The 12,512-nt window shown below is 68.0% G+C and carries 13 protein-coding genes and 2 pseudogenes; 10 read left to right on the top strand and 5 right to left on the bottom strand.

Annotated features, from left to right (window positions below; genetic code table 11):
• The first annotated feature begins 51 nt into the window (after window positions 1-51).
• Complete coding sequence (locus MSG_RS16755; protein WP_096444618.1) at window positions 52-576, top strand: hypothetical protein; 525 nt, start codon at window positions 52-54, stop codon at window positions 574-576.
• Between the two features lie 41 nt (window positions 577-617).
• Window positions 618-1,151: a hypothetical protein gene (locus MSG_RS16750; protein ID WP_096441285.1), complete on the top strand. Its 534-nt coding sequence runs from the start codon at window positions 618-620 to the stop codon at window positions 1,149-1,151.
• Here MSG_RS16750 and MSG_RS16745 read toward each other — a convergent pair.
• From MSG_RS16745 to MSG_RS16735, 3 genes and pseudogenes are all read right to left on the bottom strand, one after another.
• Window positions 1,148-1,360, bottom strand: a pseudogene (locus tag MSG_RS16745) (RNA polymerase subunit sigma-70); the annotation flags it as partial. The gene MSG_RS16750 and the pseudogene MSG_RS16745 overlap by 4 nt on opposite strands.
• A gap of 82 nt (window positions 1,361-1,442) precedes the next feature.
• A pseudogene (locus MSG_RS16740) lies at window positions 1,443-1,592 on the bottom strand (carboxymuconolactone decarboxylase family protein); the annotation flags it as partial.
• Window positions 1,593-1,617: 25 nt separating this feature from the next.
• Window positions 1,618-1,959 carry a type II toxin-antitoxin system VapB family antitoxin gene (locus tag MSG_RS16735; protein WP_096441283.1) on the bottom strand — a complete coding sequence of 114 codons (342 nt, stop codon included), beginning with the start codon at window positions 1,957-1,959 and terminating at the stop codon, window positions 1,618-1,620.
• A 153-nt stretch (window positions 1,960-2,112) separates the two neighbouring features.
• Between MSG_RS16735 and hrcA the strand changes: the two genes are divergently transcribed.
• The 8 genes from hrcA (at window position 2,113) to MSG_RS16695 (ending at window position 9,782) form a co-directional block, all read left to right on the top strand.
• Window positions 2,113-3,144, top strand: coding sequence for a heat-inducible transcriptional repressor HrcA (hrcA, locus tag MSG_RS16730; protein ID WP_096444617.1), 1,032 nt, complete (start codon window positions 2,113-2,115; stop codon window positions 3,142-3,144).
• 78 nt (window positions 3,145-3,222) lie between these two features.
• Window positions 3,223-4,377 (top strand): molecular chaperone DnaJ, encoded by a 1,155-nt coding sequence (dnaJ, locus tag MSG_RS16725; RefSeq protein WP_096441281.1) that lies wholly within the window; start codon window positions 3,223-3,225, stop codon window positions 4,375-4,377.
• 9 nt (window positions 4,378-4,386) lie between these two features.
• Window positions 4,387-5,193, top strand: coding sequence for a 16S rRNA (uracil(1498)-N(3))-methyltransferase (locus tag MSG_RS16720; RefSeq protein WP_096441279.1), 807 nt, complete (start codon window positions 4,387-4,389; stop codon window positions 5,191-5,193).
• Window positions 5,194-5,249: 56 nt separating this feature from the next.
• A complete protein-coding gene (locus MSG_RS16715) occupies window positions 5,250-6,308 on the top strand; it encodes a PhoH family protein (RefSeq protein WP_096441277.1) in 1,059 nt (352 codons plus the stop codon).
• 18 nt (window positions 6,309-6,326) lie between these two features.
• Window positions 6,327-6,860, top strand: a complete 534-nt coding sequence (gene ybeY / locus MSG_RS16710; RefSeq protein ID WP_096441275.1) for an rRNA maturation RNase YbeY — start codon at window positions 6,327-6,329, stop codon at window positions 6,858-6,860.
• Window positions 6,857-8,161, top strand: a complete 1,305-nt coding sequence (locus MSG_RS16705) for a hemolysin family protein (protein ID WP_096441273.1) — start codon at window positions 6,857-6,859, stop codon at window positions 8,159-8,161. Before ybeY ends, MSG_RS16705 begins: the two co-directional genes overlap by 4 nt.
• A gap of 64 nt (window positions 8,162-8,225) precedes the next feature.
• On the top strand, window positions 8,226-9,125 hold the full coding sequence (gene era / locus MSG_RS16700; RefSeq protein ID WP_096441271.1) for a GTPase Era: 900 nt from the start codon (window positions 8,226-8,228) through the stop codon (window positions 9,123-9,125).
• 72 nt (window positions 9,126-9,197) lie between these two features.
• Window positions 9,198-9,782: a hemerythrin domain-containing protein gene (locus tag MSG_RS16695; protein ID WP_096441269.1), complete on the top strand. Its 585-nt coding sequence runs from the start codon at window positions 9,198-9,200 to the stop codon at window positions 9,780-9,782.
• A gap of 81 nt (window positions 9,783-9,863) precedes the next feature.
• Here the strand turns inward: MSG_RS16695 and MSG_RS16690 are convergent, their stop codons facing one another.
• Together MSG_RS16690 and MSG_RS16685 are read right to left on the bottom strand one after the other, a co-directional pair.
• Complete coding sequence (locus MSG_RS16690; RefSeq protein WP_096444616.1) at window positions 9,864-10,757, bottom strand: manganese catalase family protein; 894 nt, start codon at window positions 10,755-10,757, stop codon at window positions 9,864-9,866.
• Between the two features lie 246 nt (window positions 10,758-11,003).
• Window positions 11,004-12,479, bottom strand: coding sequence for an amidase (locus tag MSG_RS16685; RefSeq protein WP_096441267.1), 1,476 nt, complete (start codon window positions 12,477-12,479; stop codon window positions 11,004-11,006).
• Between the last annotated feature and the right edge of the window lie 33 nt (window positions 12,480-12,512).

Below are 12,512 nucleotides of genomic sequence, written 5' to 3'. Positions count from 1 at the left end.
TACACCATGCGATGGCCGATGGGCGCATCCATGGTCAGCGAAGGGGGAACCATGAAGTCTCTGAAAGCCATCGCCACCGGCGTGGCGGCCGTGGGTGCCATCGGCGGCGCGGCCGTGGGCGTGACCTCGATTGCGTCGCTGCCGGCCGCCGGCGCGACGCAGGTCCGGCTTGCCGCGGTCGGCGCGCCGCTGCCGCAGGACCCGCCGCCGCCCGCCCCGGCTTCCGCCGCCAACGTGCCCACCGCGGACCAGCTGACCGGGCTGCTCAACACGCTCGCCGACCCCAGCGTTCCGTTCGCCAGCAAGAGCAATCTGGTCGAGGGCGGCATCGGCGGGACCGAGGCGCACATCGCCGATCACAAGCTGCAGAAAGCGGCCGAGAAGGGCGACCTGCCGCTGACGTTCAACATCACCAACATCCAGCCCGGCGCCGCGGGGTCGGCGACCGCGGATGTCGCGGTGTCGGGCCCGAAGATCCCGAGCCCGGTGACCCAAAATGTCACCTTCGTCAACCAGGGCAGCTGGATGCTGTCGCGCGCGTCGGCGATGGAACTCCTCCAAGCCGCGGGGCACTGACCCGGATCAGGTACGTTCACAAAGGCGTTGAAGGGGGAACCATGAAATCCGTCGTTACCAGCATGGCCGCGCTGGCCGTCATCGGCGGCGCAGCCGCAGGCATCACCGCCGTCGCCGCAGCGGGCGGACCGGGCCGGGTGGAACTGGCCGCGCTCGGCGCACCGCTGCCGCAGGATCCGCCGCCACCGCCGCCGCCCCCGGCGCCGGCCGTCCCGGGGCAACTGCCGTCGCCGGAGCAATTGGCCAGCCTCTGCAACCAGGCCACCGACCCGGGTGTCGGCTACTCGACCAAGAACAACCTGGTCGAAAACGGGATCACCCCGGATGAGGGCCATGTGGCGGACCATGACCTGCGCAAGGCCTACCGGAACGGGAACTTCCCGGAGACGTTCACCGTGACGAACATCGCGCCGGCCGGCCCGAATCTGGCCAGTGCCAAGGTGGCCATCGCCGGGCCGAAGTTCGCCGGACCGGTCACCAAGCAGCTGGTGTTCGTCAACCAGAACGGCAACTGGGTGCTGCAGCACGACGCCGCGATCGCCCTGATCCAAGCCGCCTCCGAGACAAACAACTAGCCGGCTACGGCACTTACGTCGATTCGCGCGATTCGCGTCGGATCGGCCAGGACGTCGATGCCGGCCACCCGGCCGTCGCGCACCGCGAACGCCATGATCGCGGCGGGTCGGTCGGCGACGAAAATGACCGCCCCGGCGGCGCCGTTGATGGTCGCCACGCGCACTTCGCGCTCGGGGCCCGCGTAGCCGCGGGCCAGCTTGGCCACCGCGCCGCCAGTGCCGCCTCGGTGGTCACGCGGCGTCGCGGTCGGCCAGGGCGCACACCCGGCCGCCGGAGCAGCCCGACGATCCGATGTCGAGCTTGGACTCCGCCTGCTCCAGTCTGGCGTACGCGTTGAGCAGCCGCGGGATGTGCGCGTACATCCGCAGCGGCTCGAGCATCCCGGCCGTCTCGAGACCGGTCATCTGCGCGAGTTTGCGTTTGGTGAAGAAGAACGCGATCCGGCGGCCGCCGAACGTGACCGCCTCAGTGCCCGAAGGTCGAACCCGATCCCTGCGTCTGCTGGCTCAGCGGGACATCCATGTCGTACACCCGGGCATGCAGCACGGTGCGATTCCGCAGCGCGGCACGCACCGCGCGGTGCAGGCCGTCCTCCAGATAGGTGACGCCCTTCCAGCGGACCGCGTGCGGGAAAAGGTCGCCGTAGAAGGTGGAGTCCTCCGACAGCAGGCGATCCAGCGCGAGCACCGTTGTCGTGGTGACCAATTCGTCCAGTCGGATTTGCTGTGGCGGTATCTGAGACCAATCGCGGTACGACAGCCCGTGTTCCGGGTACGGCTTGCCATCCCGCACACCCTTGAAGATCATCGGCAGATCCCCACGGTCGCAACGCCTCGGCCCGACGGATACATGCTGGATAGGCTAGTCGGAGAAGTTGCCAACGGCGTGGACTCCCGTCGGTGCTCAGCGGTCAATATCGCCCGAGACCGTAAAATGGACACGATCAAGGAGGTAGGGGCCATGGCAAGTGCCGACGACCGTCGCTTCCAGGTGCTGCACGCCATCGTCGCGGACTTCGTCGCCACCAAGGAGCCCATCGGTTCCAAGTCGCTCGTCGAGCGGCACAACCTCGGGGTGTCCAGCGCGACCGTCCGCAACGACATGGCCGTCCTTGAGGCCGAGGGCTACATCACCCAGCCGCACACCAGCTCCGGGCGGGTGCCCACCGAGAAGGGGTACCGCGAGTTCGTCGACCGGCTCGACGACGTCAAACCGCTATCGTCGGCCGAGCGACGCGCGATCCAGGGTTTCCTCGAATCCGGCGTCGACCTCGACGACGTGCTGCGCCGCGCGGTGCGGCTGCTGGCCCAGCTGACCCGTCAGGTCGCGGTGGTCCAGTACCCGACGTTGTCGACCTCCACGGTCCGCCACCTGGAGGTCATCGCACTGACCCCGGCCCGGTTGCTGATGGTGGTCATCACCGACTCCGGCCGCGTCGATCAGCGCGTCGTCGAACTCGGCGACGTTATCGACGACCACCAGCTCTCCCAGCTGCGGGAGATGCTGGGGCAGGCGCTGGTCGGCAAGAAGCTGTCGGCCGCGTCGGTCGCCGTGGCCGACCTGGCCGGGCAGCTCGACGGCGCCGGCGGCTTGGGCGACGCGGTGGGCCGGTCGGCGACCGTACTGCTGGAATCGCTGGTCGAACACACCGAGGAACGCCTGGTGATGGGCGGCACCGCGAACCTGACCCGCAACGCCGCGGATTTCGGCGGTTCGCTGCGGTCCATCCTCGAGGCGCTCGAGGAGCAGGTGGTGGTGCTCAAGCTGCTTGCCGCCCAGCAGGAGGCTGGCAAGGTGACCGTGCGCATCGGTCATGAGACGGCCGTCGAGCAGATGTTGGGCACCTCGATGGTGTCCACCGCCTACGGCAACGCCGACACCGTCTTCGGCGGCATGGGTGTGTTGGGACCTACCCGGATGGACTATCCGGGAACTATCGCCAGCGTCGCGGCAGTTGCTCTTTATATTGGCGAGGTCTTGGGTGCTCGATGACCGCGCACCTGCGAAGCTTGTGGACGGCCGCCCCGAAATAGTGGGCGCGGCACCAACCCCCTTATAGGAGAGTCAGGCGTGGCACGCGACTATTACGGGCTGCTCGGCGTGAGCAGAGACGCCAGCGATTCGGAGATCAAGCGCGCGTACCGGAAGTTGGCGCGTGAGCTGCATCCCGACGTCAACCCCGACGAGGCCGCGCAGGCGAAATTCAAGGAGATCAGCGCCGCCTACGAGGTGCTCAGCGACCCGGAGAAGCGCCGCATCGTCGATCTGGGCGGCGATCCGCTGGAAAACGCCGCGGCTGCGGGGGCCGGCGGATTCGGCGGCTTCGGCGGGCTGGGCGACGTGTTCGAGGCGTTCTTCGGCGGCGGTTTCAGCGGGGGCGGCACCTCGCGCGGCCCGATCGGCCGGGTGCGGCCGGGCTCGGACTCGCTGCTGCGGATGCGGCTGGATCTCGAGGAGTGCGCGACCGGCGTGACCAAGCAGGTCAGCGTCGACACCGCCGTGTTGTGCGACCGCTGCCAGGGCAAGGGCACCAACGGCGATTCCGCCCCGATCCCGTGCGACACCTGCGGCGGTCGCGGCGAGGTGCAGACCGTGCAGCGCTCGCTGCTGGGCCAGGTGATGACGGCGCGGCCGTGCCCCACCTGCCGCGGCGTCGGCGTGGTCATCCCGGACCCGTGCCACCAGTGCATGGGCGACGGCCGGGTGCGGTCCCGCCGCGAGATCAGCGTGAAGATTCCCGCCGGCGTCGGCGACGGCATGCGGGTGCGGCTGGCCGCCCAGGGCGAGGTCGGGCCCGGGGGAGGACCGGCCGGCGACCTGTACGTCGAGGTCCACGAGCAGGCCCACGACATCTTCGTGCGCGACGGCGACGACCTGCACTGCACGATCTCGGTGCCGATGGTCGACGCGGCGCTGGGCGTCACGGTCACCGTCGACGCCATCCTGGACGGCGTCAGCGAAATCGTCGTCCCGCCCGGCACGCAGCCGGGCGCGATCATTACGCTGCGGGGCCACGGCATGCCGCAACTGCGGTCCACCGTGCGGGGCAATCTGCACGCGCACGTCGAGGTCGTGGTGCCGTCCCGGCTCGACCATCAGGACGCCGAGCTGCTGCGCGAGCTGAAGAATCGCCGCAGCCGCGACGTGGCCGAGGTCCGCTCGACGCACAACGGCACCGGCAGTGGGTTGTTCAGCCGGCTGCGTGAGACGTTCACCGGGCGCTAGCCCCCGCCAATGGTGGCGACGCTGTTCTACCTCGACGCACTGCCGGAGGTCGGCGATGTGGCCGTCGTCGGCGGCGACGAGGGATTCCATGCCGCCACGGTGCGCCGGATCCGTCCGGGCGAGCAGCTGGTGCTCGGCGACGGCGCCGGCGGCTTGGCCCATTGCGAGGTCGAAGCGGCGGGGCGCGACGGGCTGTCGGCCCGCGTGTTGCGGCGCTGGAGCGTCGCGCGGCCGCGACCGCCGGTGACGGTCGTGCAAGCGCTGCCCAAATCCGAGCGTTCGGAGTTGGCGATCGAATTGGCCACCGAGGCCGGCGCCGACGCGTTCCTGGCCTGGCAGGCGGCCCGCTGCGTGGCGACCTGGCAGGGCGCCCGCGTGGACAAGGGGCTGCGCCGGTGGCGGGCCGTGGTCCGGTCGGCGGCCCGGCAATCCCGGCGCGCCTACATCCCGCCGGTCGACGGCGTGCTGTCCAGTTCCGCGCTGGCGCAGCGGATCCGCGACGAAGTCGCCGCCGGTGCCGTGGTCCTGGCACTGCACGAGTCGGCGACCACCCGGCTGGCGGACGCCGCGGTCGCGCCCGCGGACTCGCTGGTCCTGCTGGTCGGCCCCGAGGGCGGCATCGCGCCGGAGGAGATCGACGCGTTCACCGCAGCCGGGGCCGTAGCGGTCCGGCTGGGCCCGCAGGTGCTGCGCACGAGTACCGCGGCCGCGGTGGCGTTGGGCGCGCTCGGGGTGCTCACGCCGCGCTGGGATCAGCTCGGCGAAGTCGGTCCGGCAGCGCCGCTGCTAGCTGACCAACCACAGCCCCCGGCGTAGACTGAAACAGCCGCATATACCCTGACGAGCCCGAGAAGGCAGGCATCGAAAAGCACGTGACGCCACGCGAGACCAGCGCTGCTGACGCATCTGGGGCCCTGCAGGCCGCCGTTCAGGTTCGCAGCAGCATCGACGTTCCGCCCGATCTCGTCGTGGGCCTGCTGGGTTCGGCCGACGAAAACCTGCGCGCGCTGGAACGAACGCTCAACGCCGATCTGCACGTGCGCGGCAACACCGTCACCCTGTCGGGCGAACCGGCCGACGTCGCGCTGGCCGAGCGGGCGATCTCGGAGCTGATCGCGATCGTCGCCGCGCGGCAGCCGTTGACGCCGGAAGTGGTGCGCCACAGCGTCGCCATGCTCGTCGGCACCGGCGACGAGTCGCCGGCCGAGGTGCTCACCCTGGACATCCTGGCCCGCCGCGGCAAGACGATCCGGCCCAAGACGCTCAACCAGAAGCGCTACGTCGACGCCATCGACGCCAACACCGTCGTGTTCGGCGTCGGACCGGCCGGCACCGGCAAGACGTATCTGGCTATGGCTAAGGCGGTCAACGCCCTGCAGCGAAAGCAGGTAAGCCGCATCATCCTGACCCGTCCGGCGGTGGAAGCCGGTGAGCGCCTTGGCTTTCTGCCGGGCACGCTGAACGAGAAGATCGACCCGTACCTGCGCCCGCTGTACGACGCGCTGTACGACATGATGGATCCCGAACTGATTCCGAAGTTGATGTCCGCCGGCGTCATCGAGGTCGCGCCGCTGGCGTTCATGCGGGGCCGGACCCTGAACAACGCCTTCATCATTCTCGACGAGGCGCAGAACACCACCGCCGAGCAGATGAAGATGTTCCTCACCCGGCTGGGCTTCGGCTCCAAGATCGTGGTGACGGGCGACATCACCCAGATCGACCTGCCCGGCGGTGCGCGCTCGGGCCTGCGTTCGGCGATGGACATCCTCGACAACGTCGAAGACATCCACATTGCGGAGCTGACCAGTGTGGACGTGGTGCGCCACCGGCTGGTCTCGGAGATCGTCGACGCCTACGAACGACACGAGGAGCCGGGCTCGGGTATGAACCGGGCGGCCCGGCGAGCGTCGGGCACTCGCAGTCGCCGATGATCGTGCGGTGAGCGTCTCGTGAGCATCGAGGTATCCAACGAATCCGGGATCGACGTCTCGGAAGCCGAACTGGTCAGCGTCGCGCGCTTCGTCATCACCAAGATGGACGTCAACCCGGGCGCCGAGCTGTCGATGGTGCTGCTGGACACCGCGGCGATGGCGGACCTGCACATGCGCTGGATGGACCTGCCCGGACCGACCGACGTAATGAGCTTCCCGATGGACGAGCTCGAGCCCGGTGGGCGCCCCGACGCGCCCGATCCCGGTCCGTCGATGTTGGGTGACATCGCGCTGTGCCCGGAATTCGCCGCCGGGCAGGCCGCCGCGGCGGGCCACAGCCTCGGGCACGAGCTCGCGCTGCTGACCATCCACGGGGTGCTTCATCTGCTCGGCTACGACCACGCCGAGCAGGACGAGGAAAAGGAGATGTTCGCCCTGCAGAACCGGTTGCTCGAGGAATGGGTCGCCGACCAGGTCGAGGCCTATCGACTTGACCGTCAGGACGAAAAGGACCGCCGGTTGCTCGACAAGTCAAGGTATTTCGACCTTTGACCGGACTGAGTCAGCTGTTCGGTGCGATCGCGCTGATCGGTTTGGGCGGGCTGTTCGCGGCGATCGACGCCGCCATCAGTACCGTGTCGCTGGCCCGCGTGCAGGAACTGCTGCGCGACGAGCGGCCCGGCGCCCACGCGCTGGCCAAGGTGATGGTCGACCGCCCGCGCTACATCAACTTGTGCGTGCTGTTGCGCAACACGTGTGAGATCACCGCGACGGTGTTGCTGGTGGTGTTCCTCTACGACAACTTCGGGCTGAAATGGGGGCTGTTCGGCGCCGCGGCCATCATGGTGGTGATCAGCTTCGTCGTCATCGGGGTGGGTCCGCGCACCCTCGGCCGCCAGCACGCGTATTCCATCGCGCTGGTGACCGCCATTCCCCTGCAAGCGATTTCGTGGCTGCTGATGCCGCTCAGCCGGCTGCTGGTGGTCTTGGGTAACGCGATCACCCCGGGCCGCGGCCTGCGGAACGGGCCGTTCGCCTCCGAGATCGAGTTGCGCGAAGTCGTCGACCTGGCCCAGCAGCGCGGCGTCGTCGCCGCCGACGAGCGCAAGATGATCCAGTCGGTCTTCGAACTCGGCGACACCCCGGCCCGCGAGGTGATGGTGCCGCGCACCGAGATGATCTGGATCGAAAGCGACAAGCTCGCCAGTCAGGCCACCACGCTGGCCGTGCGCAGCGGGCATTCCCGCATCCCGGTGATCGGCGAGAACGTCGACGACATCGTCGGCGTCGTGTATCTGAAAGATCTTGTCCAGCAGACATTCCTGGCGGACGGCGGCGGCCGGGAGACGACCGTGGCCCAGGTGATGCGTCCCGCGGTGTTCGTGCCCGACTCTAAGCCACTGGATGCGCTGCTGCGGGAAATGCAGCGCGACCGCAACCACATGGCGCTGCTCGTCGACGAGTACGGCGCGATCGCCGGCCTGGTCAGCATCGAAGATGTGCTGGAAGAGATCGTCGGCGAGATCGCCGATGAGTACGATGCCGCGGAGAAGGCCCCGATAGAAGACCTGGGCGACAAGCGTTTCCGAGTGTCGGCGCGGCTGCCGATCGAAGACGTCGGCGAGCTGTACGGCCTGGAGTTCGACGACGACCTCGACGTCGACACCGTCGGCGGCCTGCTGGCCTTGGAGTTGGGCCGGGTCCCGCTGCCGGGTGCCGAGGTGGTCTCGCACGGTCTGCGGCTGCAAGCCGAGGGCGGCCCCGACCATCGCGGGCGGGTGCGGATCGGCACCGTGTTGCTGAGTCCGGCCGATACCAATGGGTCCGAACAGAGCGGTGATGAGCTGTCATGACGCCGAACGTGTACTCACCGCCAAAAATCGACCCAAAAGCCGCACTCTGTGCACGTTCGGCGACATGACTGAATTCCGTTCGGGCTTCGTGTGTTTGGTCGGCCGGCCGAATACCGGAAAGTCGACGCTGACGAACGCTCTGGTCGGCACGAAGGTGGCGATCACCTCGATGCGGCCTCAGACCACCCGGCACACGATTCGCGGGATCGTGCATCGGGAGAACTTCCAGATCATCCTGGTGGACACTCCCGGGTTGCACCGGCCGCGTACCCTGCTGGGCAAGCGGCTGAACGACCTGGTGCGCGACACCTACACCGAAGTCGACGTCATCGGGCTGTGCATCCCGGCAGACGAGGCGATCGGACCGGGGGACCGCTGGATTGTGGAGCAGATCCGGTCGGTCGCCCCCAAGACCACGCTCGTCGCGATCGTCACCAAGATCGACAAAGTTCCCAAAGATCGGGTGGCCGCGCAGTTGGTCGCGGTGGCCGAACTGGTCGACTACGCCGCCGAGATCGTCCCGGTGTCAGCGACAACCGGCGCACAGATCGATGTGCTGGTCGACGTGCTGGCGGCGGCGTTGCCGTCCGGACCGGCCTATTACCCCGACGGCGAGCTGACCGACGAACCCGAGGAAGTGCTGATGGCCGAGCTCATCCGCGAGGCCGCACTCGAGGGCGTGCGCGATGAGCTGCCGCATTCCCTGGCGGTGGTCATCGACGAAGTCAACCCGCGCGAGGATCGTGACGACCTGATCGACGTGCACGCCTTGCTCTACGTCGAGCGAGACAGCCAGAAGGGGATCATCATCGGCAAGGGCGGGGCCCGGCTGCGCGAGGTGGGTACGGCCGCCCGCGTCCAGATCGAGAAGTTGCTGGGCACCAAGGTCTATCTCGACCTGCGAGTCAAGGTCGCCAAAAACTGGCAAAGTGACCCAAAACAGCTTGGCCGACTTGGCTTTTAGCGCGCCGCCGTTTTCCCCTTCCCTCAGCGGGTAGGCAATGGGTAACCGAAACAGCCCATCGGAAGGAAAGACATGGACGCGATCACGTTTCTTCGTCAGGATCACAAAAGTGTGCTCGGTTTGTTCGAGTCGCTCGACGGGGCGCCGTCGGGATCGGGAGCAGTGGCCAGCGGTTTGGAGACCGCGGTGAACAACCTCATCATCGCCGAATCGCAGCACGAGGCAGTCGAAGAGCAATTCTTCTGGCCGGCGGTGCGGCAGGCGCTCGACGACGGGGACGCGCTGGCCGACAAGGCGATCGACCAAGAGCAGGCCGGCAAAAGGCTGCTGCAACGGCTGCAGGACGGCAAGCCCGGCGATCCGGACTACCACGAGGCGCTGCAGGAATTCATCGCGGCCGGGCGTGCGCACATCGCCTACGAGCAGGACGTGGTATGGCCACAGGTGGAGGCGGCAATCAGGCGTGAGGAGTTGGAGAAGATCGGCGAAAAGCTCGAAGTGGCAAAGAAAATCGCGCCGACCCGGCCGCATCCGGACACCCCGCCCAATCCCGCGGTGCTCAAGACTGTGGGAATGGGTGTCGCGGCGATCGACCATCTGCGCGATGCCGTCACTGGTCGCGCCGCGGATAACCCGCCGGATCCTCAGGCGCACTGACCAGAACATGGCGAGCTGACCAGAACATGGCGAGGGCCGGCATTGCAGACATGCAATGCCGGCCCTCCCTTGTCTTTTCGCTCAGCCCTTGGGGACATGCTGTTCGTGGGTGAACGGCTTTTCAGCCTCGACGGCCGGTGAGCCGCCGGGGTTCTGTTCGGCGCCCTTGTTCTGGCGGGTGTCGCCGCCCAGCCATTGCTGTTCGGGCTTTTCGACGTACTCCCATTCCATGCCCTTCGGCCACGGTCCCTGGCCTTCGTTCCAGGGGCCGCGGACGGATTCGCCGCCATTGGACATGTTGAACGCGACGTTCTGGAAGCGGGGGTCGCCGGGCAGCTGCCCCGGCGGGAAGTTGACCGGAAGCTCGTTGAGCGCGGCAGTGAACTGTTGGTAGTGCGCCACCTCGCGAGTCATCAAGAAGGTCAACGTGTCTTGCACGCCGGGGTCGTCGGTGAATTGCTTGAGGTATTCGTAGACAACCTTCGCCCGGGACTCGGCTGCGACGTTGTTGCGCAGGTCGACGGTCGGGTCACCGTTGGCATCGATGAATGCGCCGGTCCAGTTGTTTCCGGCGGAGTCTTTGACATCGGGTCCGCCGCCGCTGAGGACCAGGAACATCGGGTTGATGGCGACCTGGTGGACGATGCTGTCGCGCCCGTCGGTGCTGGCGACGGCCGGCATCCAGTCGCACATCTGGTTGGCAATCTTGAGGTTGTCGTTGAGCCCGTCGAGCAACATGGTGATCATCGATCCGACCATTTCGAGATGGCTGAGCTCCTCGGTCGCGATGTCCATGAACAGGTCGTACATCTTTGGGTTCTTCTGGCGCAGCACGAAGGCCTGGGTGAAATACTGTAGCGCCGCGGTGAGTTCGCCGTTGGCTCCGCCGAACTGCTCCATGAGCAGCGACGCGAAGCGCGGGTCGGGCTCGGTGACCCGTACCTCGAACTGAAGATCCTTGTGGTGGGTGAACATTGGCGCCTCCTCGGGCTTGGGCTGGTCGGGGTTGCTGGGCCGGGTACCCGAGGCGTTCGGCGGCAAACGAACGTTTCGCCGAGGCGCCCACGGGTAGCCGACATACCTGACGCAGGCGCCGACATCGGGACGGTGAGCCACGTGCTGTCCCACACCGCCAAACCCATTGGCAAAAAGCTACTTTGGCGACCCCGCGGCTAGTGCCGCCCGGCGGGGGCGCGAAACCCATTGGTAAGCAATACGTCCCTAGTCGTGCGGGCGGATGTGGTCGCGATCCCACCACACCTTCGGCTGCTTGGTCGCCCAGCCGCTGACCGCTTCCAGCTCGGCGGCCAGCGAGATCAGCATGCCCTCGCTGTTGGCCGGACCCATCAGCTGGACACCGATCGGCAGCCCGTCGGAGGTGAACCCGGCCGGCACATTGATCGACGGCCAGCCCAGCACGTTCCACGGCCACGTCACCGGGCAGGTCCGGATCATCGCGCGGTCGGTGCCGAAGCTGCCGAACCGGTCGAAGTACCGGGCCAGCGGCGGCGGCTGAGCGGTCGTCGGCGCCAGCACCACGTCGACGATGTCGAAGATCGACCCCACCCGGCGCTGCAGCGTGGGCTCGTGCAGCCGCGTGTTGCGCAGAATCGCCTCCCCCAGGAAATGGCCCATCCGCAGATTGCCCACGGTGCGCGGGTCGAGGACCACGTCGTCGCCGAGCCGCTCCTTCCAGTCCCGCAAACCCGCGGTGGACCGGGCCAGAAAGTCCCACGCCAACCGCACGCCGTAGTCCGGGTTGCCGGACACGACCGTGTGGCCGAGCAGTTCGAGTTGTTTCCCGACGGCACGCAGCGCGGTCAGGATCTCGGGATGCAGCTTGGCCCGGAAGAACGTGTACGGAAAGCGCGTCGACAGCGCGACGTTCAGGGGGCCGGGCGCCTTCCCGACGAAGTCGAACGCCGTGATCGGGGGCGGCTTGTGCCGGTCACCCTCGACGTTGCCGGACGCGGCGTCGAGCACCAGCGCCGCATCGGCCACCGTGCGGGCCAGCACGCCGTTGACCGTGATGCCGTTGAACGCCTCCGGCAACGGCCAGGTGGAAATCCGGCCGCGCTGCGGCTTGATGCCCACCAGGTGGGTCCACGCCGCGGGGATGCGGACGCTGCCGGCTCCGTCCGAACCGATCGCGGCCGTGACCAGGCCCGCCGCCACCGCGGCCGCACTGCCGCCCGACGATCCGCCCGGCGTGTGGCGCCGTGACCACGGGTTGCGGGTGTGCCCGAATCCGGGCCCGCTGGTGAACGGCCATTGCCCGAGCTCGCAGGTGTTGGTCTTGCCGACGATCACCGCGCCGGCGGCTTTCAGGCGGCGAACCACCTCGGCGTCCTGGGTCGCGGGGCGGATGTGGCCGTCGGTGCCGAACGCGGTGGGCACCCCGGCGATGTCGACGTCGTCTTTGACGGCGATCGGTATGCCCAGCAACGGCGCGGTGTCCCCGGCGGCGCGCCGCCGGTCGGCGCGCGCGGCATCGGCTAAGGCGGACTCGGTGAGCACCACCCGGAACGCGTTCAGATTCGGCTGGCTTTCGTCGATCGCCCGCAGCGAATTCCGCACCAGCGTGTCCGACGTCACGCTGCGGGTGGCCAGCTGATAGAGCAGGTCAGTGAGCGTGGGCAGGCGCTGGCCACGGGACCCTGCAGGAGACCCGAAAGTAGACCCGGAAGCGCCAATCACGGGGTACGAGACTATCGGCGCGGATCCCCGAGA

Origin of the sequence: Mycobacterium shigaense (assembly GCF_002356315.1) — a bacterium.
In the GTDB taxonomy this organism is placed as follows: Bacteria; Actinomycetota; Actinomycetes; order Mycobacteriales; family Mycobacteriaceae; genus Mycobacterium; species Mycobacterium shigaense.
The sequence above is the reverse complement of the archived record's forward strand: the minus strand, read 5'-3'. Positions and strand labels throughout refer to the sequence as shown.

Bases quoted from the DNA above. Each gene is read 5' to 3' on its own strand.
- MSG_RS16755 (WP_096444618.1), top strand. From the start codon at position 52: ATGAAGTCTCTGAAAGCCATCGCCACCGGCGTGGCGGCCGTGGGTGCC.
- MSG_RS16750 (WP_096441285.1), top strand. From the start codon at position 618: ATGAAATCCGTCGTTACCAGCATGGCCGCGCTGGCCGTCATCGGCGGC.
- MSG_RS16735 (WP_096441283.1), bottom strand. From the start codon at position 1,959: ATGATCTTCAAGGGTGTGCGGGATGGCAAGCCGTACCCGGAACACGGG.
- hrcA (WP_096444617.1), top strand. From the start codon at position 2,113: ATGGCAAGTGCCGACGACCGTCGCTTCCAGGTGCTGCACGCCATCGTC.
- MSG_RS16720 (WP_096441279.1), top strand. From the start codon at position 4,387: ATGGTGGCGACGCTGTTCTACCTCGACGCACTGCCGGAGGTCGGCGAT.
- era (WP_096441271.1), top strand. From the start codon at position 8,226: ATGACTGAATTCCGTTCGGGCTTCGTGTGTTTGGTCGGCCGGCCGAAT.
- MSG_RS16695 (WP_096441269.1), top strand. From the start codon at position 9,198: ATGGACGCGATCACGTTTCTTCGTCAGGATCACAAAAGTGTGCTCGGT.
- MSG_RS16690 (WP_096444616.1), bottom strand. From the start codon at position 10,757: ATGTTCACCCACCACAAGGATCTTCAGTTCGAGGTACGGGTCACCGAG.